The sequence below is a fragment of the Paenibacillus sp. 19GGS1-52 genome (assembly GCF_022369515.1).
Taxonomy (GTDB): domain Bacteria; phylum Bacillota; class Bacilli; order Paenibacillales; family Paenibacillaceae; genus Paenibacillus_AQ.
This window is the reverse complement of record NZ_CP059724.1, coordinates 6,685,423-6,710,371: the sequence shown is the minus strand read 5'-3', so window position 1 is coordinate 6,710,371 and position 24,949 is coordinate 6,685,423. Positions and strand designations below refer to the sequence as shown.

At 49.2% G+C, this 24,949-nt stretch carries 24 protein-coding genes and 1 riboswitch; of the genes, 14 read left to right on the top strand and 10 right to left on the bottom strand.

Annotated elements, in window-relative coordinates:
* The first annotated feature begins 174 nt into the window (after window positions 1-174).
* The 6 genes from H1230_RS30795 (at window position 175) to H1230_RS30770 (ending at window position 5,971) form a co-directional block, all read left to right on the top strand.
* On the top strand, window positions 175-1,089 hold the full coding sequence (locus H1230_RS30795) for an ABC transporter ATP-binding protein (protein WP_239713566.1): 915 nt from the start codon (window positions 175-177) through the stop codon (window positions 1,087-1,089).
* Window positions 1,086-1,823, top strand: a complete 738-nt coding sequence (locus tag H1230_RS30790) for an ABC transporter permease (RefSeq protein ID WP_239713565.1) — start codon at window positions 1,086-1,088, stop codon at window positions 1,821-1,823. The genes H1230_RS30795 and H1230_RS30790 overlap by 4 nt, the downstream gene beginning before the upstream one ends.
* 6 nt (window positions 1,824-1,829) lie before the next feature.
* On the top strand, window positions 1,830-2,987 hold the full coding sequence (locus tag H1230_RS30785) for a sensor histidine kinase (RefSeq protein WP_239713564.1): 1,158 nt from the start codon (window positions 1,830-1,832) through the stop codon (window positions 2,985-2,987).
* A complete protein-coding gene (locus tag H1230_RS30780; RefSeq protein ID WP_239713563.1) occupies window positions 2,984-3,586 on the top strand; it encodes a response regulator transcription factor in 603 nt (200 codons plus the stop codon). Before H1230_RS30785 ends, H1230_RS30780 begins: the two co-directional genes overlap by 4 nt.
* A gap of 99 nt (window positions 3,587-3,685) precedes the next feature.
* Window positions 3,686-3,952: a ChbG/HpnK family deacetylase gene (locus H1230_RS30775; protein ID WP_239713562.1), complete on the top strand. Its 267-nt coding sequence runs from the start codon at window positions 3,686-3,688 to the stop codon at window positions 3,950-3,952.
* A 33-nt stretch (window positions 3,953-3,985) separates the two neighbouring features.
* Window positions 3,986-5,971 carry a GTP-binding protein gene (locus tag H1230_RS30770; protein WP_239713561.1) on the top strand — a complete coding sequence of 662 codons (1,986 nt, stop codon included), beginning with the start codon at window positions 3,986-3,988 and terminating at the stop codon, window positions 5,969-5,971.
* 65 nt (window positions 5,972-6,036) lie between these two features.
* Here H1230_RS30770 and H1230_RS30765 read toward each other — a convergent pair whose 3' ends face one another.
* From H1230_RS30765 to H1230_RS30755, 3 genes are all read right to left on the bottom strand, one after another.
* On the bottom strand, window positions 6,037-7,020 hold the full coding sequence (locus H1230_RS30765) for a hypothetical protein (protein ID WP_239713560.1): 984 nt from the start codon (window positions 7,018-7,020) through the stop codon (window positions 6,037-6,039).
* Window positions 7,017-7,511, bottom strand: coding sequence for an RNA polymerase sigma factor (locus H1230_RS30760; RefSeq protein ID WP_239713559.1), 495 nt, complete (start codon window positions 7,509-7,511; stop codon window positions 7,017-7,019). Before H1230_RS30760 ends, H1230_RS30765 begins: the two co-directional genes overlap by 4 nt.
* Window positions 7,512-7,740: 229 nt before the next feature.
* Complete coding sequence (locus H1230_RS30755) at window positions 7,741-10,179, bottom strand: S-layer homology domain-containing protein (protein ID WP_275591274.1); 2,439 nt, start codon at window positions 10,177-10,179, stop codon at window positions 7,741-7,743.
* Between the two features lie 316 nt (window positions 10,180-10,495).
* Between H1230_RS30755 and H1230_RS30750 the strand changes: the two genes are divergently transcribed.
* Window positions 10,496-11,854 carry an IS4 family transposase gene (locus H1230_RS30750; RefSeq protein ID WP_239711655.1) on the top strand — a complete coding sequence of 453 codons (1,359 nt, stop codon included), beginning with the start codon at window positions 10,496-10,498 and terminating at the stop codon, window positions 11,852-11,854.
* On the opposite strand, the gene H1230_RS30745 is transcribed toward H1230_RS30750, so the two are convergent.
* The 5 genes from H1230_RS30745 to H1230_RS30725 all read right to left on the bottom strand — a co-directional run bounded on the left by H1230_RS30745 (window position 11,837) and on the right by H1230_RS30725 (window position 15,771).
* Window positions 11,837-12,646 carry a hypothetical protein gene (locus H1230_RS30745; protein WP_239713556.1) on the bottom strand — a complete coding sequence of 270 codons (810 nt, stop codon included), beginning with the start codon at window positions 12,644-12,646 and terminating at the stop codon, window positions 11,837-11,839. The genes H1230_RS30750 and H1230_RS30745 overlap by 18 nt on opposite strands.
* Before the next feature lie 159 nt (window positions 12,647-12,805).
* On the bottom strand, window positions 12,806-13,597 hold the full coding sequence (locus H1230_RS30740; RefSeq protein WP_239713555.1) for an ABC transporter ATP-binding protein: 792 nt from the start codon (window positions 13,595-13,597) through the stop codon (window positions 12,806-12,808).
* A 17-nt stretch (window positions 13,598-13,614) separates the two neighbouring features.
* Window positions 13,615-14,376 (bottom strand): ABC transporter permease, encoded by a 762-nt coding sequence (locus H1230_RS30735; protein ID WP_239713554.1) that lies wholly within the window; start codon window positions 14,374-14,376, stop codon window positions 13,615-13,617.
* Entirely contained in the window at window positions 14,373-14,666 is a 294-nt protein-coding gene (locus tag H1230_RS30730) for a thiamine-binding protein (RefSeq protein WP_239713553.1), read from the bottom strand. The genes H1230_RS30735 and H1230_RS30730 overlap by 4 nt, the downstream gene beginning before the upstream one ends.
* A gap of 37 nt (window positions 14,667-14,703) precedes the next feature.
* Complete coding sequence (locus H1230_RS30725) at window positions 14,704-15,771, bottom strand: ABC transporter substrate-binding protein (protein ID WP_239713552.1); 1,068 nt, start codon at window positions 15,769-15,771, stop codon at window positions 14,704-14,706.
* Window positions 15,772-15,897: 126 nt separating this feature from the next.
* Window positions 15,898-16,009, bottom strand: a riboswitch (TPP riboswitch).
* A 162-nt stretch (window positions 16,010-16,171) separates the two neighbouring features.
* On the opposite strand from H1230_RS30725, the gene H1230_RS30720 reads away from it, so the two are divergent.
* Window positions 16,172-16,531, top strand: a complete 360-nt coding sequence (locus tag H1230_RS30720) for an Hpt domain-containing protein (RefSeq protein WP_239713550.1) — start codon at window positions 16,172-16,174, stop codon at window positions 16,529-16,531.
* Window positions 16,532-16,549: 18 nt separating this feature from the next.
* Here the strand turns inward: H1230_RS30720 and H1230_RS30715 are convergent, their stop codons facing one another.
* Together H1230_RS30715 and H1230_RS30710 are read right to left on the bottom strand one after the other, a co-directional pair.
* Window positions 16,550-18,004, bottom strand: coding sequence for a hypothetical protein (locus H1230_RS30715; protein ID WP_239713549.1), 1,455 nt, complete (start codon window positions 18,002-18,004; stop codon window positions 16,550-16,552).
* 40 nt (window positions 18,005-18,044) lie between these two features.
* Complete coding sequence (locus H1230_RS30710) at window positions 18,045-19,232, bottom strand: MFS transporter (protein WP_239713548.1); 1,188 nt, start codon at window positions 19,230-19,232, stop codon at window positions 18,045-18,047.
* Window positions 19,233-19,390: 158 nt separating this feature from the next.
* Between H1230_RS30710 and H1230_RS30705 the strand changes: the two genes are divergently transcribed.
* The 6 genes from H1230_RS30705 (at window position 19,391) to H1230_RS30680 (ending at window position 24,949) form a co-directional block, all read left to right on the top strand.
* Window positions 19,391-19,831 (top strand): pyridoxamine 5'-phosphate oxidase family protein, encoded by a 441-nt coding sequence (locus H1230_RS30705; protein WP_239713547.1) that lies wholly within the window; start codon window positions 19,391-19,393, stop codon window positions 19,829-19,831.
* A gap of 190 nt (window positions 19,832-20,021) precedes the next feature.
* Complete coding sequence (locus H1230_RS30700; RefSeq protein WP_239713545.1) at window positions 20,022-21,059, top strand: EAL domain-containing protein; 1,038 nt, start codon at window positions 20,022-20,024, stop codon at window positions 21,057-21,059.
* A gap of 96 nt (window positions 21,060-21,155) precedes the next feature.
* Window positions 21,156-21,830 carry a response regulator transcription factor gene (locus tag H1230_RS30695; RefSeq protein WP_239713544.1) on the top strand — a complete coding sequence of 225 codons (675 nt, stop codon included), beginning with the start codon at window positions 21,156-21,158 and terminating at the stop codon, window positions 21,828-21,830.
* Window positions 21,827-23,251, top strand: a complete 1,425-nt coding sequence (locus tag H1230_RS30690) for a sensor histidine kinase (protein ID WP_239713542.1) — start codon at window positions 21,827-21,829, stop codon at window positions 23,249-23,251. Before H1230_RS30695 ends, H1230_RS30690 begins: the two co-directional genes overlap by 4 nt.
* A 70-nt stretch (window positions 23,252-23,321) precedes the next feature.
* Entirely contained in the window at window positions 23,322-24,233 is a 912-nt protein-coding gene (locus tag H1230_RS30685) for an ABC transporter ATP-binding protein (protein ID WP_239713540.1), read from the top strand.
* Window positions 24,233-24,949, top strand: a complete 717-nt coding sequence (locus H1230_RS30680; RefSeq protein WP_239717656.1) for an ABC transporter permease — start codon at window positions 24,233-24,235, stop codon at window positions 24,947-24,949. Before H1230_RS30685 ends, H1230_RS30680 begins: the two co-directional genes overlap by 1 nt.

Below are 24,949 nucleotides of genomic sequence, written 5' to 3'. Positions count from 1 at the left end.
TGTAATCGTTTACATTTTCTTTATTATTGTAGCCGATCTTTAATAGGAAAACAATGGAAAATATAACGAGTGACAATTGTCACCCTGAATTCATGACAGACCTTACTAATATCCGTGCATCTTTTCCACTATCCTTACAGTAGAGCTAAAGAAGAGTACGGGAGGGGTTACAGCATGGATAATGTAATAGAAATGAGCGGCGTCAGCAAAATATTCAAAGACAAAAAAGCTGTTGATCACATTAGCTTTACTATCGCCAAAGGCTCAATCACAGCGATTTTGGGGCCGAATGGTGCGGGCAAAACAACTGCACTGGCGATGATGCTAGGCTTGTTGGAACCCTCGGAGGGAACGGTAAGCTTATTCGGACTCCATCCGCAGGACAAGAAGGTCCGCGAGCGAACGGGTGCAATGCTGCAGGAGGTAAGCGTGATGGACCGGCTTAAAGTCCGGGAGATTATTGCGCTCATCCGCAGCTACTATCCGCGGCCAATGGATACAGAGACACTAATCAAGGCGACGGGTCTTACACCAGCTGATCTTAATCGATATGCCGAGAAGCTTTCTGGCGGTCAGAAGCGTAGTTTGGGATTCGCGCTGGCCTTGGCAGGGGACCCGGAGCTACTCTTTTTCGATGAACCCACGGTTGGACTAGATATCTCGGCTCGGCGGCGGTTCTGGGAGATCGTGCGTGCAATGGCGGAGCAAGGTAAGACGATTCTGTTCACTACTCATTATTTGCAGGAAGCTGAGGATATCGCGGACCGGATTCTGCTATTCAGCCAGGGAAGTTTGGTTGCGGACGGAAGCCCGGATGAGATCAAAGCGGGAATTGTGAAGCGTTCGGTATCCTTCCTGCCCTTAGCAGATGAAGCTGAGCTGCGGGGGCATTTGCTGGAGTTGGCAGCTATTGAGGGCTGTTATGTTAAAGACGGCCGAATCCATGTAACGACAGAGAATACGGACGAGGCGCTGAAGGCGATTTTGGGCGCAGGGTTGCCCGTACGGGATGTCCGTGTGGAACAGGGGCGGTTGGATGAGGCTTTTGAACAATTAACGATGCATCAAGAGGAGGTATCCGGACGATGAGGCTAATTATAGTGCAGTGTAAAGCGGAGATGCTGCGGATTGCCCGCAATCCTTATTATGTATTCTGGTCCTTGCTCATGCCGATTATGTTCTACGTGATCTTCACCCGAGTGGTGAACTCAGGGCCGGATGATGTCTCTTTATGGCGGGCGCATTATCTGATGTCCATGGCTACGTTCAGTGTGATGGGCTCAGCTATTATGACGCTTGGCATCCGGCTGGTGCAGGAACGGACCCAAGGCTGGACTACTTTTATCCGCATTACTCCGCTGCCTGGATATGTCTATTTCTTCGGCAAAATGTTCGGCCAAACGATGATGCATCTGTTCTCGGTAATCTGTATTTTTGCTGCCGGCTATTTGATCAACGGTGTTTCCTTGACTGCCGGTCAGTGGCTGCTTAGTGGACTGTGGGTGTTGGCGGGCTCAATGCCTTTTCTGGCGATTGGCACGCTTGTGGGCTTCATGAAACGGGTCGATACGGCCAGTGGCGTTAGTAACCTGATCTATATGGGACTTGCAGTAACAGGAGGCATGTGGATGCCATTTGATATTCTACCGCGTCTAATGCAGCGGATCGGCCACTGGCTGCCTTCCTACAACTACGGGGCTGGGGCTTGGGAGATTGTGCGGGGTTCTTATCCGCACTGGAGCAACGTCTTCATTTTACTCGGTTACCTGGTGGTGTTTATGGTACTATCGGTCTATATTCGAAAAAAACAGGAAGCGGTGTAATCTAAAATGGTACGCGCTCAGCTCCAGATACAGATATTCCCACGGAAGTATGGTTTCTTCCCTTATATCTGGTTAATTTATTTGATTCTGCCCTTAATCAATCTGAACGGACAGAGCGGATTCAAGCTGATCCTTGGGTATGTTATGGTAGCGCTGTTCGCGGTGACTTACCGCCAACTGTATTGGGTTAGCGGGAGAGCTTTCTCTTACTGGCTAGGGCTGCAAATGCTGCTGATCGCCGTGCTCTGTATTTTTTACAGTCCTTATAATTTATATATGGGTTTCTTCACTACAAATTTCATCGGCTGGTATACCGACCATAAGCGTTTCAATCGTGCCTATGCCGGCTTCGCTATTCTGCTGGTGAGTCTGGTAGTATGGGTTATTTTAGATTTACAAGGAACAGAGGGGCTGTTCTTGCTGCCTTTTACCCTGATTATGTTAGTGTTACCCTTTGGAATGCGTTCGCTGAACCGCCGCCAGTACCTGGAGAAAGAACTGGATCAAGCCAATGAAGTCATTAAAGAACTGGTGAAGCGCGAGGAGCGGATGCGGATTGCCCGTGACCTGCACGATACGCTGGGGCACACCTTGTCGCTGATCACGCTCAAGAGTCAACTGGTTGAAAAGCTTGTGACCAAAGATGCCGCACGTGCGCAGGCCGAAGCGAGGGAGATTCAGCGGACATCCCGCGCCGCGCTGCGCCAGGTGCGGGAGCTGGTCTCAGAAATGCGCGCAATTTCAGTAGTCGAGGAGCTGGCTGAAGTTGGAGAGATGCTGCGCACAGCGGATATTACCTTGGAGGTAGGGGGTGATTTCTCTCTGGAGGGCGTATCCGACTTGACGCAAAATATTCTCAGTCTCTGCATCAAAGAAGCGGTGACTAACATTGTGAAACACAGTGAAGCCAGTATCTGCCGGATTGGAATCGGGAAGACACTCGGAGAAGTGCAGATTACGATAGAGGACAATGGGATTGGGCTGCACTGTCCGGAGGGTGGAACTCGTGGTCACCAAGAGGGGAATGGCATGAAAGGGATGGCCGAACGGCTTTCCCTTATCGACGGCTCTTTGTCGCTAAACTCAGAGGAGGGCGGTGGCACTAAGCTAGTGGTAGTGGTTCCGATGGTGGTCAAGGAACGAAAGGGCGGGGAAGCAACGTGATAAGAATTATAATCGCCGAGGACCAGCGTCTGCTGCGTGGCGCGATGGCTTCACTCCTCGATATGGAGGATGATATCGAGGTTGTCGGGCAGGCGGGTGACGGAGCAGAGGCGCTTACGTTAATCGAACAGCTTGAGCCTGATGTCTGCCTCATGGATATTGAAATGCCGTTCAAAAGCGGCCTTGATGTTGCTGAAATACTTAACAGCAAGGGCTGCGCAACTAAGATTATTATCCTGACCACCTTTGCGCGGCCTGGTTATTTTGAGCGCGGAGTGAAGGCGGGCATACAGGGGTATTTGCTAAAGGACGAACCTGTAAACAAGCTAGCGGATTCCATTCGTCGAGTGATGAACGGACACCGCGAGGTCTCGCCCGAACTGGTCTTCGGAAGCTTGCGTGAAGAGAATCCGCTGACGACACGGGAGCAGGAAATTCTCAAGCTGGCCGCTCAAGGCCAGACGGCAGGCCAGATTGCCGGAACGCTGCATCTTTCCTACGGAACTGTCCGCAACTATATTTCGGAGATCCTGAACAAGCTGGAAGTGAAGAGCCGGATTGAGGCGGTACGACTGGCGGAGGAGAAGGGCTGGGTTTGAGAGAGGTTGGGCGGAGAAAGGGACGCAAACACGAATAGGTGTTTGCGCCCCTTTTTTTCTATGAATCTGTTAGGTTATTAAAAGGTGGGAGGAAAATACATGAACGAAGCTTTGGGATTTTGTCCAAACGACCGACTTGTAATCATTCATGCAGATGATCTTGGTATTGCACATTCAACAAATCAGGCGATATTCGAACTGTTCCCCAAAAATTCTATCACGTCTGCATCCATCATGATCCCGTGTTCAAAGGCGAAAGAAGCGGCTATACTTTGTAAACAGAGCAATTCAGCGAAAATTGGGATTCATCTTACACTAACCAGTGATGGAAACCAATTTTACAAACCTGTTTACAAAGACGACTAAATCTTTCAAGTCTAAAGAAATCAAGGAGACATAATGGATAATAAAACCATTGGCATGTTCGCCCATGTGGATGCGGGCAAGACCACATTTGCTGAACAACTGCTTTATCATACACATAGCATTCGGGAGCGGGGCAGAGTCGATCATAAGGATGCTCACCTCGATAGCCACGACATAGAACGGGCAAGAGGGATTACTGTTTTTGCAGACCAAGCGGTCATGTCGTATAAGGGCTCAACTTATTATTTGATCGATACCCCCGGGCACGTCGATTTCTCTCCGGAGATGGAACGGGCTGTCCAGGTGCTGGATTATGCCGTTCTCATTATTAGTGCGGTAGAAGGAGTCCAGGGTCATACCGAAACGGTCTGGCAACTGCTGCATAAGCTTAAAGTACCGACGTTCTTTTTTATTAATAAAACAGACCGGGTTGGCGCGGATGTGGACCGAGTCTTCGCGGAGATTCGCATGCAGCTGACAGAGGATGTGTGTTCGATTACCGGGTGCTTGGGCAGCGGAGAAGTTGAGGAAACCTTGGTGGAAAGCATGGCGGAGCGCGACGAGCAGTTGTTAGAGAAGTACATGGCGGGAACGGCAGACCAAGCCTTCTGGCTGCAGACGCTGCAGGCTAAGTTTCGGGATCATCAGCTCTTCCCTTGTGCAAGCGGTTCTGCTCTGCAGGATATTGGAGTTACGGAATTTCTAGAGCAGCTGCACTTGTTAACGACTGTGGATTATGATGAGCAGGCTCCTTTTGGTGGGCGCATCTATAAAATTCGCCATGACAATAGTGGTGTGCGATTGACTTTTATCAAAGCATTAAGCGGTACGCTTAAGGTTCGTGATGAACTAAGTTATGCCAGTAGAGATGCCCAAATTTCGGAAAAAATTACGCGGCTGTACATTTATAATGGGAGCAAATCGCATACGGTTGATCAGGTATCCGCAGGTGATCTGTTCGCGGTAACCGGACTCTCAGCCGCCGAGGCTGGACAAGGCTTAGGCAGCTTTTCGGACAAGCTGATCTATGAGATGGTGCCGACCTTGAAGTCGAAGATTATTTATGCCGCGACCTATAACGTGAAGGATGTGCTAAAAGCTTTTCAGGTGCTAAACGCGGAGGACCCGTCATTGAACGTCATCTGGGAGGAAGCCCTGCAGGAAATTCACATCCACGTCATGGGACTCATTCAACTGGAAGTACTGGAGCAGCTCGTGAAGGAACGATTTCAATTGGATGTATCCTTTGGTAGCCCTGAGATTCTATATAAAGAAACGATTGGTTCCACCGTGCATGGCTATGGACACTTCGAGCCGCTTAAACATTATGCAGAGGTGCATCTTCGTCTGGAGCCGGGGGAGCGAAACAGCGGAATTACTTTTGTGAACGCCTGTCATGCTAATGATTTGAGCGTAGGCAATCAGAATTTAGTAGAGACTCATCTCTATGAGCAAGACCATCATGGTTTATTAGCGGGTATGCCGCTTACGGATATGAAGATTACCTTGTTAACGGGTGCTGCGCATAATGAGCATACGCATGGCGGTGATTTTCGCGAAGCTACCTTTCGGGCGCTAAGACAAGGGTTGGAGAAGGCGGAGAATAGGCTGCTTGAGCCTTATTATCACTATAAGATTAAGGTGGAACTCGATTTTATGGGCAGGGTGTTATCTGATATCCAGCAGGCAGCTGGACAATTTGATCCGCCTGAAATGACAGCAACGTACGCTGTCATTTCAGGCAAAGCCCCCGTGGCCTCCTTTATGAATTACAGTACAGAGCTAACTTCTTTTACGCATGGAAAAGGTACAATTCATCTCGCGTTTGGGGGTTATGATCGCTGTCATAACGAACAAGAGGTGATCGATCGAAAGGGCTACAGGAAGGACGCCGATCCGCAGTACAGTTCCTCTTCGATATTCTGCGCCAAGGGACATGGCTATACGGTAGCTTGGGATGAGGCGGAGGCAAAGATGCATCTGGGTCGTTTACCCTATTCAGCTGCAACTGAAATTTGATGATACACGTTCTACAAAGCAAAGGGCCATCCCGCTAAGGATGGCCCTAAAACTTACTATTGCGCTTATTTTGCTGGATTCATGCTGTTCCACAGCGTTTGAAACGCACCGGACTCGACCTCGAAGAATACCGGTGCATTGCCGTAACGTACAAGTCCTTGACCAAATAGTGTCAGCTCTACCCGGGCCTTGTCTTCCAATTGCAGATAGATGATCTTGCGATCTTCACTCTCGTAAATGCCTTGCTCGGTCAGCGGTTCCGCTGCTAGTGGTTTGGCCGCTTGGAGTGCAGTCAGGAAGCCTTCAAGTGCTTCACTGCTGGTGAGCGGCGTGTACTGCTGCTTGCCGTTGTTCCAGCTGTCGAAGCTTTCCCACTGGGCGGTAGCGACTCGGCCTTCCAGATTTAGCTTGCCGAACAGGTCCGCCCCGCTGCTTATAGTAATGCCGTTCGTATGCTCGAATAGTTCGGCTAAGATTTGGCCGTCGATTTCCGTATAAGACATAATCAGAAAATCAGCGTCGTATCCGTTTACGGAATAGATATCCGCTTCACCGATGTTGGAGGATAGCTCGATATAATCTTCTTTGCCGGTCCATTCGTTGATGCCGCTTGTCGTCTTGCCCAGCTTCTCGCCGCGCAGTGCAGCGGCGTCAGCCGGGTCAATTGTGGTTGCCGCTTGGGTATAGACATTGCCCTTGTATACGACCAGGGCGAGCATATCTGCCTTAACGCCTGATTCCTTATCCGGCAGCTCCAGCTTAGGAATGACAATACTGCCCGAAGTATCCGTAGCTGCTCCGCCCGGGCTGGAGGGGTCCGGATTTACTTGGGCCACTTGTCCCGTGGAAGCCGGTCCGTTCAACTGTTGCCAGATACTTGGTGAGGCCAGACCGATTCCGGCGGCGAGCACAACGCTTGCCGCTATAATGACCATCTTGCGGGGACGCTTCCGCTCCATTTTGCTGACTAACCCTTTTTTCATTTCTTCGCTCGATTTCATCGAATCCACCGCTTTCTTGTATGTTGTTCGAAACTGATCTTCCTTCACTGTGATTCCGCTCCTTCCAGCTCCAGTCTTAACAGCTGCCGCCCCCGTTGAAGTCTCATCTTCACGGCAGACTCGCTGATTTGCAGAATCTTGCTGATCTCCTGAACAGGATAATCCTCGTAATAATACAGATGAATAACAGTCCTATACTTCACCGGCATCGCCAGCACGAGCTGCAAGATGGCCAAATCCTCGGGGCTGTTGGTCGTAACCGACACTGCGCCCTCCAATCTGACCACGCGCTTGCGCCAGCCTCTGCCTAGCAGATTTTTGCAATGATTGGTAATTACCCTGATCAGCCATGCCTTCTGATGTTCGTCATCCTTGAACGGGGGTGCTTTTTCCATTAGCTTGATGAAAGTGTCTTGCGTGGCTTCTTCGGCATCCTCGCGGCTGCCCAGATGGACTAGGGCAATTCGGAACAGCATATCTGCGTAGACTTCGTAACTCTTCATCACATGATTGCCCGGCCGGGTCATGGGTCGCTTCATGAGGCTATGCCCTCCTTTACCTATAACACCCTTAATGACGGCATTTGGTCACATTTTGTTCCAGGGAAGATGTGGTGAGGGCATATCCATAGACAGTAGTTCGCTCCGGAAATTAAGACATTGCTAGATGAATTGAATTAGATCACAAAAAAGAGTGCGATTTCAGGATGAACTCCTAAAGAATCGCACTCTTTTTATGTTCTGGACCTTTCATCCATCAAGGACTAGGCTAAATGAGCCCCGACTTCTGTAAAAGCCGTTGAACCATCGCTGCAACCTCTGCTCGAGAGATATTCGCCTTTGGAGCAAGCAGTATGCCATTTCTACCGGAAATGATGCCTGCTTGCAGACAGTCCGTAATACTGTTCTTCGCCCAGTCTGCGGACAGAAACGCATCCGTAAATGGACTCCATAATTCTCCGGTTGTTTTGAATGGAGGAGTTTCTTGTAAATCTGTGATCTTCATCGCTCTAGACATGATCATCATGGCCTGTTCGCGAGTCATCTTCTCTAAGGGCCGGAAGGTATTATCGGCGAATCCACTTATCAGGCCATACGTGTATGCAGTCTCAATCGCACTGCTATACTCAGCTGAAGCTAATACATCCGTGTATGGAGATGAACCGTTCTCCAGCTTTAATCCTAATCCCCGTACAATGATACCCACAAATTCCGCACGTGAGATATCTTGCTCAGGATCAAACCTATCATTGTCAGAGCCGCTCATAACCATTCTGGCTCCCATGTCGTTGATAGCATTCTTTGCCCAGTGCTGAGAAACATCTTTGAACTCCAAAGGATGCCAGACAATGGAATACGTGCTGTTGGTCAAGCTATTCACTTGGGCATAGTATTTGCCATCGATGATTACGACCTTTGTAGGTACGTGGCGAACGCTTCCGTCTGGCTCAATGACAACCCCTGTTGTGATTTGGTTAGGATCTACTCCGTCAGGCATGGCGATGGTTCTTTCTACATAAGCGTTGAACTTGGTCACTTCAGTGGTGGTATTCCCGTAAACACCTCTTACTACGAAGTTGAGGGGAGGGGCCATGAGGGTTAATCCCTCTTTAATAGCTGAATCCGCTACAATCTTCAGGGTGTCTGCTGATGGTGTAGCAATTTCGATCTGAACCTTAATATCTTGAAGGGCTACAGTCTTGCCAAGCTGCGCGGAAATCGCATCAATATTGATCTGTTGGACAGGGAGTCTGTAGGTGGCATTCGCCGTTTGGAGTTTTAGAATCGCCTGTTTTTGTTCCATGTTCTTGAGAGTCTGTCCATTGATCTCTCCGATGACAACATCGGATTTGGTCAGGAATGGAATAATAATGACGGATTGTTGTCCTTCTGTGGCGAGCTTGGCTTCAAGTTTCTTAGAATCCACGGAAATGGTCGTTACCGTCTGATTATTTACTTGAGTGGTTGCTGTCGTTCCTGCATTCTCCACCTTGCCATTCACAAGCACGTTAACTCCGTTATTCGTATTGACTGGTGGTGTAACGCTACTACTGCTGCCGCTAGAAGGTGATTGTGGTGTTACCGCATTAGAGGCTGCAGAGGCGATACTCTCACCGGCGCTATTGATTGCTGTAGCTATAAAAGTATAGGTTGTTCCATTGGTGAGACCTGGTATTGTAATTGTGTTCGTTGAACCTGTAGCTATGATATTATCTGGTGACGAAGTAACTGCATAGCTTGTAATCGGACTTCCTCCATCCGTTGAAGGGATAGTGAAGCTAAGGCTGGCTTGTCCAATTCCCGCTGTAGCAACGAGATTTGTTGGTGCTCCGGGGACAGTCTTAGGCATAGCGCTAACTTCATTGGAAGCCGCACTATCTCCTTCGGGATTAACCGCCTTCATCATAAAATAATAAGTCGTACCATTGGTTAAGCCTGTTACAACGTAACTGGTATCTGAACTGCCGAGGGTGGCCACTTCTGATTCATAGTTACCGGCAGTCTCGCTTTTGTAAATTTTGTAGCCCGTCGAAGCATCTACGGAATTCCAAGCAAGGCTGACTTGCGCATTGCCTGCTGTTGGTGCCTGCAATACGGGAGTGCCGTAAACAATGGGTGTCGTGTCACTTATCGTAACCGCCAACGTCTGCGTTGCTCCCCCACTGAAGTTGAAGGTCAGGCTTGTCGCTCCTATCAACAGCGTGGCAAGATAGCTTTTATTGATTGTAACTGTGTTGCCTGAGACGATATAGTCGAGAACTGGATCAAGTATGACTCCGCCATTAGTAACACTGCTGAGAGTGTTGCCGTTAAGCGTCATCGTTGTCGACACATCAGCTTGAGCCGCGGTCAGCTTGTCGAAGTCCGCAGTTGTAGGGCTGATAAGGCTATTCAGGGGTCCAGTCACTGTGAGCAAGACCGTAGCCTGATTTGAAGCTCCGTAACCAATGGAATCTGTAAATTGATATTTAAAAGCATCTGTACCCACATAACCAGCGTTGGGCGTATAAGTAAACGAACCATCTGCTTGCAGGACAACGGTTCCATGCAGGGGCAATAATCCTAGGGCAGCCGTACGTGTTCCTCCATAGCCGTAATCATTGGATAAAACACCTGGGGCCGGTACGGTAAGCACCGTATCCATTGCCGTAGTATAACTATCATCCACTGCTCCAGGAGCCGAGGTACCGTAGAATTCAAAAGCAATTCTTAAGGGGGCGGAGCTGAGAGCAAATTCGGTTAAAGGGATCTTGAACTCGTAGACCTTGTGCTCATAAACGGCATGATCTGTATAGGCGAAAGAAGCTTTTCCCCAAGTGGTTTCATATAACGAGAGTTTGTATCCTTGTAACCCTGTAGCTGTATTAACTCAACTTTCGCAGAGTCAAAATTGAGTTGACCCCAAGCTGGGGTTAAGGTGGAGTCGGTTTAAGTAAGGATCTTGCCAACATAGAAAAACACCACTTCGTTTGGTAAAGTGAGATTGTCGAGATCCACTAAACCACAGAAGAGGTGTCCCTTCTATGATAAATCAAAAGTCGTCCCTAGATCAACTCCCACCTGAAATGAGACCTGCTTTTCAAGAGCTCGGTGTGCTGAAGCATCTGAGGAATGCCGGGTTCAAAAAGACGTTTGGCTATACCTGTTCCCATCTGTTCATGCTCGTTTTTGTCTTGCTCTTTCATCAGAAGAATTGGTTTCGTCTGCTCGAAAGTGCCAAGGGTGAAGCCTTTCCTGGCAAAGATGCCGTCTATCGCTTTCTCAATCACAGCGGATTCGCTTGGCGGCGTTTCTTGTCTTCTCTAAGTAGTGACACTGTGCAGCGAGTCGAAACCTTGACCTCCGTCACGCGGACCTCCGTATTCATTGTGGATGATTCCATGTTTGAGCGGAATCGGAGCAAAGCTGTGGAATTGTTGGCTCGCTTTAAGGATCACGCGACGGGGGCTTACTATAAAGGCTTTCGCATGCTCACCTTGGGCTGGTCAGACGGTCATACGTTTCTCCCTTTGGACTTCGCCTTGCTGAGTTCCGTGAAGGCTGGACTCACCGGCATACATCCGGGAATCGACAAGCGATCCTCTGGATACAAACGCCGGAAAGAAGCTCTGCTTTCTGCTCCGCATCTGGTTTCTGAACTGCTGGATCGAGCCATTACTTCCGGGGTTTCTGCGGCTTACGTACTTATGGATAGCTGGTTCACGCATGCCCCCCTGATTCAGCGGATTATAGATCGCAAACTGCATGTGATTGGCATGGTGAAAAACGACAACAAGCGATATCTCGTTCACGGTCAACGGGTGGATCTTAAAGGTCTTTACCGAGCTGCTTTGCGCGTCGAAGGAAAGCACCGGAACCTCTTGCGTCAGATTCACACCGAACTTGTTCCTGGCATTCCAGTAGTCGTGGTCTTTGTTCGCCATCGCTCCAAGAAAAACGAGTGGCTCGCGATTCTATCGACGGATCTAACGCTGACGGCACCGGAAGTCATTCAAATCTACGCTCTTCGCTGGGACATCGAAGTCTTTTTCAAATGCGCTAAATCCTTGCTGCGCCTGCAAAAAGAGTTTCAAGGCCGCTCCTATGATTTGCTCATTAGCCATACAACGATTGTCTTTTCCCGCTATATTCTGCTGGCTTGGCAGCATCGACAAAGCACGGATCAGCGGACGCTCGGTGGACTCTTTTATTTGCTTTGCGATGAAGTCGGTACCTTGGACTGGGCCGTAGCATTACAACAATTGGTGGAATTGATGAACGAAATCGCCAATCAAGTCGGTAAGAAACTATCCGCTATGATTAAAAGTCAACTCCAGCACTGGATCTCTGCTTTGCCCAGCTACATCAAGGCTTATCTGCCGATTTCATGCTGCGAAAGTTGAGGTATTAACATAAACCTTCGCATAATCCTTCCAATCATCCATGGTATTGTCCGGTGTACCATCCATAGTTACATATAAATAGTTATCATCATTGAACACCCAGGTATATAAATAGTTGCTGGGGTGACCTGTTGCCGGCTGGGCCCATTCTTTGCTGAAAAGAGGCATGGCTGCCACTTCATCTAATTTCCCGTCCATTGTAATCATTCCGCGTTGCGAATTAAGGGTATAGTTGTAAAAAGCATCGTCCGCAGTTGAAGATATTAACGGAAAGCGAAAGGGGATCTTACTGATTTCCTTGTCTTCGATTCGAGCTGCAACGGTAAGCGTTGCTTCCTTTGCTTCCCCGCTAAAGGTGATGACCGTCCCCTCTGCTTCAAGGTTAATTAAGTCCAAATCTTGCTTAGACACCTTCGCCAACGATTTCCCGTCCGCTCCTGCGACCTGTACTGGAGCTTGACCATCTAACGTTACGACATCAAGCTGAGCGTTGCCGCCGCCGTTCTGGACGAGCTTAATGGAGACAGACTGGCTGGTATCTAACCCGGTTATAGATAATGATTGTTCTTTGACAAATTCATCATAGGAGAGGCTGCCTTCAAGTAGCCAGTCACCTTGATTCAAATAATAAACAGACAGCGTTCCATTGTATAAATACGCGTCGAGACTTGTCCCAGCAGTTATGGGTCCTTTCTCATTAGCTGCTGCATAAATAGGAGTTGCAGGAAGGAATGGAAGCGCTAATAAAATACACATTGAAAAAGATAATAAACAAGTGAATATTCGTCTCATACTCATTCCTCCTTATAGAATCGACTATCAGCGTAAGTATTGCATAATAAGGAGTTTATTGCGACAATATTCTACAATTAATTACACATATTTCTAAGTAATGTAAATGAAAAAGAACCAGCCCGAACACTCCCATGTTCTAACTGGTCCTTGATATTTTTATCCCCTTGTAGTCGCGCTCTTCCCCTGCTCCTCCCGCATCCACTGCGAGAGCTGCCGCTTCAGCAGCAGGAACTCCGGTGAATCGGTGATTTCCTCACGGCGCGGCCGTGGGAAGGGAATATCCACCGTATGCAATACCGAGCCGGGACGGCCGGAGAATACATAGATCCGGTTGGAGAGCAGCAGCGCTTCTTCGATGTTGTGGGTAATGAACAGCACGGAGCGGCGGTTCTCCTCCCACAGCTCCAGCAGCCAGCGCTGCATTTCGCTGCGCGTCAGCGCATCCAGCGCGCTGAACGGTTCGTCCAGCAGCATCAGTTCCTGCGGGGCCAATAAGGCCCGCAGGAACGCGGCCCGCTGCTGCATGCCGCCCGACAGCATGTGCGGGTAGGCCCGCTCGAACCCGCCGAGGCCGACCTTGGCCAGCCAATGCCTGGCTTCTTCGCGCGCCTGCTCCCGCGGCGCGCCTTTGATCTCGCCAGCGAGCAGGACGTTATCCTCGATCGTCCGCCAGGGAAACAGCGCGGGCTGCTGCGGCATATAGCTGATCTCACCGCGCTGTCCGGTGACGAGGCTGCCGTTCATGCTTATCGTTCCGGCATCTGGCTGCTCCAGACCTCCGATGATGTGGAACAAGGTGCTTTTGCCACAGCCGGAGGGTCCAATGATGGATACGAATTCCTGCTGCTCGACCGTGAGTGAGACGTTATTCAGCACGCTCGTCACGCGGCGGCGCTGAGTGTAGGCTTTGGAGATACCCTTTACTTCAAGTGCGGGTGTTTCAGACATTGTAGGGACTCTCCTTTCTAGGAATTACGGCGCGGTTTCCAGCGGACCAGCCATTTCTCCAGCAAGGCAATGATCGCAAAGAGCACTAAACTAAGCAGTACAATAATAACAATAGCGACGAACATCCGGTCCGTACGGTAGGCTGATTTCTGCAGGAGCATATAGTATCCAATGCCCTTGTCCGCACCAATCCATTCGGCGACAACCGCGCCCATTACCGCATAGGTAGCGGATATTTTCACACCGGAGAACAGCGATGGCAACGAAGAAGGCAGTTCCAGCTTGGTGAAGATCTGCCACTTGCCGGCGCCAGCCATTTTCATATAATTGAGCATGATCCCATCACTTTGCGCCAAGCCGCTCATGGTAGCCACAGCTACTGGGAAGAAGCAGACTAGTGTAATTAGGATAATCTTCGGCAGCAGGCCGAAGCCGAACCAGATGACAAGCAGCGGAGCAAGCGCAATGGAGGGAACATTCTGGCTGAGAATCAGCAACGGATAAAAAGCGCGTCTGGTCCAAGGCAGCAGGTGCAGCAGCAGTGCGATGATAAGACCTACCGCGGTACCGATCGGAAAGCCGATCAGGGTCAGCCGCAGCGTAGCCAATGTATGGACCCAGATTCCAGAAGCGTTAGCATTGAATTCACGGATGATGTCGGTGGGACTAGGCAGAATCCAGGCTTCGACATGAAATAGGGAGACCGCCAGCTGCCATCCCGTTAACAAGAATATGACCGCCACAAGGGGCGGCCATATTTGCTTCCAGGTCGATCTCACGGCCGATATTTCTCCGTTAGCTTCTCCATGCTGATGCCATTCGGGTTATGGGCAATCTTGATCTGTGAAATGATGCTGGGACTGCCTGCCGCGACCAAGGCCTCATGCATCTGACGCACAACCTCCAGAAGCTCTGTAAGTTCGCCCTCCATCGTCGTATCCAGCGGATTTACCTGATGCTTCACACCGGATTTCTGAATAACCTCAATTGCTGTATCTACATAAGGGATGGAATCCTCACCATTCGGAGTCTTGGGGATCACCTGAATGCTTAATAGAGTATTTGCCATGATTATATCAACCTTTCTATTTTGTATTTATCGATCACTATTCAGCGGGTAGAAAATCATTCGTAAATGTGCTGGCGACGTCCAGTGGCTTATCCAGCAGCTTCAGACCGTACATCCAGTCGGCGTAATTCTGCCATACTTCAGCCTTCTGCTCCCCCCAGCGGGTAGCATCATCCTGATATTTCGGGCTGAGCCATTTCTGGCTGGCCAGAACCAGCTTAGGGTCTAGATCCGGTACGGCTTTACTCAGGATGGCGGCCGCTTCTTCAGGCTTATCAATGGCATATTGATAACCTTTCGACGTAGCCTTCAGGAATGCCTTCACTATTTCAGGATGATCGGCAATCTCTTTCTCGCTTGTAGTTAGTACAGGGGTGTAATAATCCAATTGCGGTGCATAATCCTTCAAGTACAGCATATCGATGGGCTCGCCGCGCAGCTCAGCTTCGATGCCGGTCCAGGCATAGAAGATCCAGGCAAAATCAATATCACGTTTCACGGCGGTGAAGAAATCGGCTTCCCCGATGTTCACCAGTTTAACCTTTTTCACATCCCCGCCTTCCGGGTCCATGATCGCTTTCATCGCTGCTTCTTCGGCAGGAGAGCCCCAGCCACCATAGGTTTTGCCTTCAAAATCCTTCGGAGACTTGATGTTGCGGTCCTTGGGTGCGGCAAATCCGGAAGTATTATGCTGGATAATAGCGGCGATAGACACGAGCGGCACTCCTTGCAGACGAGCTAAAGTCAGACTTTCTTGGGCACCAATGCCAAACGCTGCTTCACCGGAGGTTACCATCGTGTCGGCACCAGCCGCACCGGGCTGCACAATTTCTACATCCAGACCTTCTTCAGCGTAATATCCAAGATCTTTGGCCACATATAGACCGGTATGGTTTGTATTGGGTGTCCAGTCGAGCGCGATCTTAAGCTTGGTAAGCTCTTTCGGTGCATCCGTGGCAACAGCAGTTGCTTCAGGAGCAGCCTCATTATTTCCGGTAGTACTCACCTTATTGTTGCCGGAATTCCCATTATTACTGCCGCAGCCCGCAATGGCGATGATCAGCAGGCAGCTTAGGCCCATCGTTAATACTTTTTTGACTCCCATGTTTCTTCTCTCCTTTATCTGGTAACGAAAGACCCGGCTTCATATTGATTCCGAAATATCCCATAACAAAAAGCGCCCCGATGATCGGGACGCTGGTTTGGCGCAAGATAGTAGAGGTCACTTGGGACCCGAACTAGTGGCTATTCCTACGCTGGCATTATCCAGATCAGGTATAAGGGTCAGTATCTTGTGGGATACAATCTCAGCCGGCCTAATTCCAGCTCCCCTGATTCTATGAAGTTCACGGGTGTTGCTACGTTCTTACGGTGTATTATAGACGCACACTCCTGTATTGTCCAGCAGCATTCCACCAATTTGAAATATCTTGAAGTGATCTAATGAGATATAATATAACAACAGAATGGCAAACAGAGACTGAATAGGGAAAGGAGGAATCAGGATGACGGACGCTCACATACCGGTACTGGATGAAGAGACCATTTCCGGTATTCAGGAATTGGATGGCGACGGAGAGCCAGAATTGCTGCGCACCTTGCTGGACATGTTCACGAGCGACACCCCGCTTAGAATAGAAGCCTTGCAGAAAGCGATCGATAACAAGGATCTTGCCGAAAGCGCCGGAGTTGCTCACAGCCTGAAATCGGGAAGTCTGGGCATTGGGGCACAGTATCTGGCCTCCGTCTGCGCTGGAATTGAACTTCATGCCAGACAGGACAACCTTGCGGCAGCGGCAGCCTTGTTGCCTGAAGTAAGTGCAGCTTATAAGGAAGCTTGCTCCCAGTTGCAGAGTTTGCTGTAAACAACTGTGGACGGCCGCTTACTCCTCATGGCTTAATCTTTTTTTACGGCGGCTCTTGCTTCCGTTCCACAGCTCTCGAATTGTAAGGATAAGACTGACGAGAATCCCGCTGCAGGTCAGGAAGAGGGCCAAATACTCAAAAGGGGAGTATTGCAGCATTTTGCTCCAGTCGATAGGGTTCTTCAAATCTTCAATGACCTGGTTCATACCGTAAATGCCACTGACTACTGTAAATACGGTTAGGATCATCAGCAGCATATCCCGGCGTTTGGCCTGGAACTTATTCTGGTATTGAAACAGGTCATCCAGAGTTTGCTTCACTTCTCCGAACAAGGCATCATTCCCGTATACTTTACGCAGCTGGATGAAGATCTCCCGACCTTGGGATTGTGAAATGAGTTCTAGAAAATAATATTTGGCCGAGAACTTGGTGATCAAAAAGATTAAATCCTCAATTTCGTCATAATCGCGTGTAATACTAAGACGAGAGTGCAGATTAGCCAGCTTCAGCAGAACGATTTTATGAAAAATACTGAGCAACAAACCATAATAGTATTCCCCGTACATTTGATTAGCCAAGTGGGTAGCGATCTCGGGAGTAGCCCGGCTCAGACAGCAAAAGGTTTGTTCATTCGTTACGTAATAGGTATCCGGGCCCCAGCGGTTATAGCAGTGCTTGTTGATATAATCTGCAATATAATCGGGATCACTGGCGCTAATGAACGGTTTGCCGTGCAGATCGAGCCCATCCAACTGGGAGGCGCGATAGCGTAGCTCCACACTAAGCTCATCCTTATCCTCCTGGCGCCCAAAGCCGTAAAAGGCTTGCACCATCATTCTTTCATCGACGAAAAAAGGCAATGTCTCAAAATAAGCTCCATTTAACTCGGAGGCGTCCAGAAACGGCTCCAACCCATCGACCAGATTTCGGAAGACAAAATCCTCTGTCTGCTTAAAAATTCTGTCCCCGCAATGGATAGTGGTGCATTCATCTGGAACGGAGACATTCTCCAATTGCCGAAAGCGGTCTGCGAATTCTAATGCGGTGCTGAAGGGAATGTTCTCCTCTTCAATACGGACCCGTACGGTGATGAATCCAAGCTGGAACGGACAGATAAATACATCTGTCGAGAGGACCTGGAAATTTACAGCTTGCTGCGGCATTTCCAGTCTGCAGTCTAGCGCATTTACCCGTGAGAAGCGGCGGAAGGAATTCTTGTCTTTCTCGTGCGGGAACAGGACGTGGGCGGCAAAAGGCAGGTAGCTTCGCTCCATTTTTTCATGCGAGACTTTGTAGCCATCTCCGTAATAAGCATCCTCCAGCTCTTTCTGATCTAGAAAAAAACGAGTGAACCCATCCTTCTCTAACCGATGAATCAGAGCCATAGCTTCGCCCTGCTTGATGGAGAAGGGGAAAATAAACTGCAGAAGAGCAGTATGTAATAGAGGTTCGGAGGAGAGCTCGTCCATCATTCGTTCCACCCTTGTATACAGAATTTAAGTACATTCTATATTAACCCATTTTCCATGCGGCAAAGCTAAGCAAAAATAGGAAACCGGCGAAAACAGCCAGCATGCCTGCAGTCTGGGCCACCTGCAGATGATCCATCGACCAGCCCGTTAAGAGAGGCAGAATAGCTCCACCAATTCCGCCTGAAGCGATCATGATACTAGGTGTCGTTTCTTCGGCGCCAGGCAGCAGCTTGCTGGAGAAGACAAGGGCAATGGAGAAAATGCCAGACATGAACAATCCCAGCAGTATGAGTATAGTGAACGCGGCGATGCGGTGCTCTGAGAAGGGAAACAGAATAAATAGCAGTAGGGTAATAAAACAGCTACCGAGAACATACATACGATAGGTGATTTTTTCGGCTATAACCCCGGCAAACAGCCTGCCTATGGCCATGGCGAGCCAGAAAAAGGTTACGGTCAAGGCCGCCGCAGATTCACTTATTCCCAGTTTGGCGATAAAGATCGCTGGCATGAAATTGACCAGACTCATCTCAGTACCTACATAAAGAAAGAAAAAAAGGATGAACATACCGAGCAGCACCCACTGTTTGCCTACATACGGGAGCTTTTTGCCTACCCGGGAAGACTGCGTGGACGTTTTCGTTGGGCGAGTGCGGGGAGCGCGGTCGTCCAGTACGCTTTGCAGCTTCCCAAAGCTTGCGCGGCTTCCCCAGAAGAAAAGCGATATTAACGAGAATGCCGCAACAATCAGAAAGGAAAGCCTCCACCATCCAGCAGCAATGAGCGGACTAGCGATCAGAGGCATAATCAGTGCGCCTACCCCGAACAGGACTTCAAGCCTGCTCATCGCTATGGCAGTTCCTTCGGTAATGGCGGCGATTATAATGGTACCGATGACAGCTTCGATCATGCCGAACCCGAACCCTGCGGCAACGGCGATGACGTACATCCAACCCCAAGGCGGAAGAAAGGCATAGGAAATTTGGGAAACCAGCAACAGCCCGGTGGCAATGAGAATGCCTCCACGTTTGCCAAAGCGGCGGTTCAGAAAAGGTGAGACCAGTACACCTGCTAGAAAGCCGGAGAACTGGCTGAAGATAAGTTGGCCCCCGGCACTATAATTTTGATCATAATGCTCCAGAAGAACGGGAAGAATAGAGCCGAGCACCACATGGGCGAGCCCGATAACAAAGTAAGAGAGACAGCTGATCCAGAGCAGTTTTTTCACGGATGAAGCTCCTTGCAAGTTGGATTTATGTAACGATGCGGGATTCAATACGTTTCCAGCGGGTACACTACAGTAAGCACCATATTAATGATAAACCCAAAATGAGGTCGTGAATATATAAACATATATTCACATAGTAGAAGGGAGCTATACTGTCAATGGATAACAGAGAGCTGGAGCAGACAATCATCAAGGTACTGGATGACAATAAATTTGGTTCCTTCGGCACGATCGAAGCCGGTAATAAACCAAAGGTGCGTTATATGGCGGTGTTTCATGAAGGACTGGATATTTATTTGGCTACCAGCCGCAAGACGCATAAGGTAGAAGAGCTGCAGGATAATCCCCATGCTTTTTTGCTGCTCGGATATGAAGCGGGAGGCAGCAAGGATGTGCTGGAGATTGAGGCTACCGTTGCTGTCACGGAGAATGAGGATCTGCGCTCGAAGGTGTGGAGTAAAGAGCTGGAGCAATGGTTCACCGGGCCGGATGATCCTGATTATGTGATCCTGAGGCTTACGCCAACCCGGATGGAATATGCCGGTAAGGATAAACAGCATGGGGTCTGGGAATCGACTGCTGGAGCTGTCGGCAAGTAGCGTATTTCCGTTCTTTAGTTATAATGGCTTTCCTAATAAAAGCTATCCGAGACCCTATGAGGTGTACGGATGGCTTTTTCTCCTATTTATCGCTGAAATGATGCCGTCTTCTAGAAGGAGCGGCGAAGTCGTTTCTACTTGTGCTATAATGATCCCACCATTTTCTGAACCATTGAGCTGGGGGGATCTTATGAGCTGTAAGGATTGTTTTGCTATTGAACCTGTGGAAGATCAAGGTGAATTAAGAATACGCCCCTATTCCATCTCTCTTGCTAATGCTATAAAGGCTGCGGGTTATGATATAGCGGGAGTTAAGAGTATGGGTATTATTCCTTATACATCGCTAGAGGAACTTATGCGCTTGTTGAAATTGCTAGGTGAATTGCAGCAACTGTTAACGGTGTCCTTGGCTCTTTACATTACGGGTAAAAAGGGTGTCGGTCTTCACGAACGCTGGTTATCTTTGCAGCAGCTTGAGATTAGATTCTCCCATGATAATTTGATAAATATTATTTCCAATCATGATTTCTGCAGCTATTTACAGCCCATTGTAAACGTTACCGAAGAGATCGTAGGTTTCGAGTTTCTGCTGCGGCCGCTGCAGAACGGAAGTTATTTTCAGCCCTATGAGCTGTTTGAGATTGCCCGTCAGACGGGATTTCATAGTTTCCTGGACCGGGCGGCGCGAGTTTCAGCCATTGAGAGCAGCGCGAAGCTTTTACCGAAGGGAATCAAACGATTTATAAATTTTTTGCCCTCATCGATTTATAATCCGCAATATTGTCTAACCCATACCTTTGAGGCGATAGACAGGTTGAACCAAGACCCGAAGGATTTCGTATTTGAGGTTGTTGAAACGGAAAATATAGCGAATATTGCCCACCTGCACACAATTTTTGCCGAGTACCGGCGTCAGGGGATGCATGTTGCGCTTGATGATGTAGGTACGGGTTATTCAACGGTAGAGTTAATGTGCAGCCTGAAACCGGATTATGTAAAAATAGACCGTGAATTAATCAGTAACTGCGATGAAGACGCTGTGAAGCAAAGTACGATCCTGGATATTATGAGCCGAGCGGCTGAATTTGGTGCCAAAGTGCTGGCTGAAGGCATCGAGCGACGGGAAGAATTTCTTTTTTGCCGCGATATAGGTATAGATTTGGCGCAAGGCTATCTCTTTGGAAAGCCGGAAGAATTGCCACCCGCTCATTTTATTTACAGTGTTTGATAAAATATGCAGACAATCGCATCCCCAGCACCAGCTTGATATCCGCTGCTTCCGGGGATTTTTAATTTATATATAGTGGGAAAGGATTGACGTTAAATGAGTGTTGCGCTGCTATATATTGAGGATGACCGGGAGATCGGCCATGTTGTATCCAGTGATCTGCGTGAGCGTGAGTATGGGGTTCGTTGGCTGCAAAGCGGGGAGGGAGCTTTAGAAGCGGCAGCAGACTGCCAGTTGGTTATTCTCGATGTTATGCTGCCTGGACTGGACGGATTCACCGTTGGACAACGGCTGAAGCGGGCCTATCCCCAGATTCCAATCCTAATGCTCTCTGCTCGGACCTCCATTGATGACAAGCTGCAGGGATTGGAGTTCGCCGATGATTATTTGACGAAGCCCTTTCATCCGGATGAACTGGCTGCCCGTATCGAGGTCTTGTTGAGACGGGCAGGCACAGCTGTTTCTGAACCGCTCACTCTGAAGCATCTTATTGTATACGAGAGTGATAACCGGGTGGTCCAGGCTGATACTGGACAGGAAATTAGGCTTACTGGCAAGCAGCACCAGATCTTCTCCTATTTGCTGCGCCATCTCGGTCAGATTATGACCAAAGAGCAGATTTACGAAGCGGTCTGGGGCGAAGCCTATATGGAAGGGGATAAGACGCTGATGGTCCATATTCGTTATTTACGCGAAAAGCTGGAGCTTGACCCTGCGGTGCCACAGATTATCGAAACTGTGCGTGGAATTGGGTACCGGGTAAGGGCATGAGGAGGACAGAACGTTTCTCAAAGCTGCGGAGTTCTCTGCTATCACGTTATTTGTTGATTATTATAGCTGCGTTGCTGTTCCTTCCGGTAGTATTGCCCTTAACCATTATTGCATATGGTTTGTTCAACCGAATGGATGCAGAGGAGCAACCAAAGGATGCAGTACTCTATTCCAATATTAAGAAGCTGGAGAAGTTGTGGCATAATGAAGCGCTGCTGCTGCAAGGTGCTTCACCGGAGGTTATCGATCAACGGCTGCATGAACTGAGCGGGAAGTATAGCAGGGCAACCATGTTCTGGGTAGATGGTCAAGGGATGACTCGACTAACGCTTAGGCCTGCTAAGTCAGTTCAGGAAGTAGAGGAAGTTGGAGGCCCCTTACCGGTGCACTGGACGACGGCCACGGCGATTGCTTTTATGAAACAGAGTATGAAACGTGAGCCTTTGACCATCGTCGCTTTTGTGGGTGACACAGCCGAGTCCGGGGAAGGTTTCATGGTTATGCAGATCCCCGAGTCTGTATTGAACGTTGTCTTGGGGAAGAGCATCAGCATATGGTATGGCCTGGTGTTATTGGTGCTGTTTATTGCCTTTGCAGTAGTCTCTTGGCTTTTTTTTATTGGCATACGCAAACGTCTGCTGCGTCTCCAAACGGCGATGACCATCACCGGTCCGGATGGAATGCCGGGGGCGATTGCTTCGGGCAAGCCGGATGAAATCGGCCGCTTGGAGGAGGCTTTTAATACGATGGTGGCAGAGCTTGCCAGCAGCCGTAGAAGAGAGTCGGAAGAAGAGGACTTGCGCAAGCAGCTTGTATCCGATTTGTCTCATGATCTTCGTACGCCGCTAACCATCATCCGCAGCCACTTACATGTGTTGACCAAGGAGAAGATAACGTCGCAAGGTCAAGAGTCCCTGAAGCTGATGGATGAGCGTATTGCGGATCTTGGTGTGCTGATTGAGAATCTGCTGTCATATAACCTGCTGAATAGTGGACGGGTGATTCTGAATCGCGAGCGCAAAGATATTCTCAGGCTACTTCGGGAAAGTGCCGCAGCCTGGTATCCTCTATGGGAGAAGGAAGGCTTTAAGGTCGATATTGACCTTGAAACCAAACCGCTGTACTGGAGTGTCGATGTGGTCTGGTTCCGGCGTATTCTAGATAATCTGTATCAGAATATCGTACGGCACGCACGCAGTGGTTGTTATGTGAAGATTTCCACCGAAGTTCGTGCAGGGTTACGCGTCATTATGATCACCGATCATGGACAGGGTCTGGGAAGTGATTCTACATCCAAGGGTGCAGGCCTCGGGCTTACTATCGTGGATTTGCTGCTTAAAGCTATGGAGCTGGATTGGACGATGGAAAGTACACAGCAAGGCACCTCGATAGTGCTCTTTAATCCACATCAGGAAATTTAAACAAAACTTAAACTTCGTGCAACTTTGGTTTTAACCTTGGAGCGTTATGCTGAATACCGAGGTGAAGAACATGAAGAATACGGTTATAGAAACCAAGGATTTGTGGAAGAAATACCGTGGCCGGGCTGCGGTGGAGAATTTGAATTTGAATATTAGCAAGGGAGAAATCTATGGTTTTCTGGGGCCGAACGGAGCGGGTAAGACCACAACGATCCGTATGCTGCTCGGACTAATTACGCCTACATCGGGCAGTGTTGAAATATTCGGCCGGGATCTGCGTAAGAATAAGCTGCAAATCTTGCGCAAGATAGGATCACTGGTGGAGTCGCCGTCCTATTACGGCCATCTGAGCGCTGTAGACAATCTAGAGGTTATTCGCCGAATTCTTGGGGTATCCAAGCAGCGAATTGCCGAAGTGCTGGATATTGTCTCCTTAACAGGTGAAGAGAGGCGAGCAGTCAAGGGCTTCTCACTGGGTATGAAGCAGCGTTTAGGCATAGCTGCAGCACTATTAGGCAGTCCGGAGCTGTTAATTCTCGATGAGCCAACGAATGGCCTGGATCCTTCAGGCATTCAGGAAATTCGCAGCCTGATTAAGCGGTTGCCGCTGGAACAGGGAATTACTGTTCTTGTATCCAGTCACCTGCTAAGTGAGATTGAACAAATGGCGGATACCGTAGGGATAATCCGGCAAGGGCAACTGATCTATCAGGACACGATCACTAATCTACAGCAGCAGGCAGCAGGGGAAATGCGGCTGCATGTATCTGATCCGACAATGGCTTTAGATTTGGCCGGACATTGTGGCTATGATGGAGCACTTCGGGAAGACAAGCTGATCTTCTCCCGCATGGACGATGCCAGAGTAGCACTGCTGGTGAGGGAATTGGTCGAGAATGGCCACTCTATTTACCGAGTGGAGGAGCATAGACAATCGCTTGAGGATTTCTTCCTGCAGGTTATTGGGGGAGGGGAAGCATGATGGTCTGGCGGGCGCTGTCAGCGGACTGGATGAAGATTCGCGGCCGGGGACTATGGTTCCTAGTCTTTCTCGGTCCGCTTGGATTAGTCGCTATGCAGGGACTTAACTTTGGACTTCGTTATGATTATCTAACCAAGCAGTATAGTGCTGATTTATGGGGCGGTCTGCTGAGTAATCTGTCTGACTTTGTGCCAGTAGCTCTCTATTTGGGCGGTACGCTAGTCTGCTCACTAATAGCAAATATCGAGCATCAGACGAGCTCTTGGAAGCAGCTTCTGGCCCTGCCCATCTCCCGCACATCCGTATTTATGGCTAAGCTGCTGCTCTGTCTATTGCTTGTAGCTTTCTCTTGTCTGCTGCTCTCCGCAGGCGCAGTGGGCCTTGGATTGGCCTTGGGCTTTAAGCATGAGCTTATTCCGTACGCAGATGTGTTTCGGATCGGCTTGCTGTCTTATCTGGCAGCACTCCCGGTCATTGTCCTGCAGCTGTGGCTTTCCATATCCTTCCGCAATCAGACATTTCCGGTTGCGCTGGGGCTGACGCTATCGCTCACTTCATTGTTTGCCATGTTCCTCGCGGAATGGGTTCCCTTATCTTGGCCGTATCTGGCTTGGGGAACTCCGCATCATATACTATACAGCAGTGCAGGCTTACTGCTAGGCCTCTTGGTGCTGCTGCCGGGTATTGTACACTTCGCACGAAAGGATGTGGAATGA

Bases quoted from the DNA above. Each gene is read 5' to 3' on its own strand.
- H1230_RS30795 (WP_239713566.1), top strand. From the start codon at position 175: ATGGATAATGTAATAGAAATGAGCGGCGTCAGCAAAATATTCAAAGAC.
- H1230_RS30790 (WP_239713565.1), top strand. From the start codon at position 1,086: ATGAGGCTAATTATAGTGCAGTGTAAAGCGGAGATGCTGCGGATTGCC.
- H1230_RS30785 (WP_239713564.1), top strand. From the start codon at position 1,830: ATGGTACGCGCTCAGCTCCAGATACAGATATTCCCACGGAAGTATGGT.
- H1230_RS30775 (WP_239713562.1), top strand. From the start codon at position 3,686: ATGAACGAAGCTTTGGGATTTTGTCCAAACGACCGACTTGTAATCATT.
- H1230_RS30770 (WP_239713561.1), top strand. From the start codon at position 3,986: ATGGATAATAAAACCATTGGCATGTTCGCCCATGTGGATGCGGGCAAG.
- H1230_RS30760 (WP_239713559.1), bottom strand. From the start codon at position 7,511: ATGAAGCGACCCATGACCCGGCCGGGCAATCATGTGATGAAGAGTTAC.
- H1230_RS30750 (WP_239711655.1), top strand. From the start codon at position 10,496: ATGATAAATCAAAAGTCGTCCCTAGATCAACTCCCACCTGAAATGAGA.
- H1230_RS30745 (WP_239713556.1), bottom strand. From the start codon at position 12,646: ATGAGACGAATATTCACTTGTTTATTATCTTTTTCAATGTGTATTTTA.
- H1230_RS30740 (WP_239713555.1), bottom strand. From the start codon at position 13,597: ATGTCTGAAACACCCGCACTTGAAGTAAAGGGTATCTCCAAAGCCTAC.
- H1230_RS30730 (WP_239713553.1), bottom strand. From the start codon at position 14,666: ATGGCAAATACTCTATTAAGCATTCAGGTGATCCCCAAGACTCCGAAT.
- H1230_RS30725 (WP_239713552.1), bottom strand. From the start codon at position 15,771: ATGGGAGTCAAAAAAGTATTAACGATGGGCCTAAGCTGCCTGCTGATC.
- H1230_RS30720 (WP_239713550.1), top strand. From the start codon at position 16,172: ATGACGGACGCTCACATACCGGTACTGGATGAAGAGACCATTTCCGGT.
- H1230_RS30715 (WP_239713549.1), bottom strand. From the start codon at position 18,004: ATGATGGACGAGCTCTCCTCCGAACCTCTATTACATACTGCTCTTCTG.
- H1230_RS30705 (WP_239713547.1), top strand. From the start codon at position 19,391: ATGGATAACAGAGAGCTGGAGCAGACAATCATCAAGGTACTGGATGAC.
- H1230_RS30700 (WP_239713545.1), top strand. From the start codon at position 20,022: ATGAGCTGTAAGGATTGTTTTGCTATTGAACCTGTGGAAGATCAAGGT.
- H1230_RS30695 (WP_239713544.1), top strand. From the start codon at position 21,156: ATGAGTGTTGCGCTGCTATATATTGAGGATGACCGGGAGATCGGCCAT.
- H1230_RS30690 (WP_239713542.1), top strand. From the start codon at position 21,827: ATGAGGAGGACAGAACGTTTCTCAAAGCTGCGGAGTTCTCTGCTATCA.
- H1230_RS30685 (WP_239713540.1), top strand. From the start codon at position 23,322: ATGAAGAATACGGTTATAGAAACCAAGGATTTGTGGAAGAAATACCGT.
- H1230_RS30680 (WP_239717656.1), top strand. From the start codon at position 24,233: ATGGTCTGGCGGGCGCTGTCAGCGGACTGGATGAAGATTCGCGGCCGG.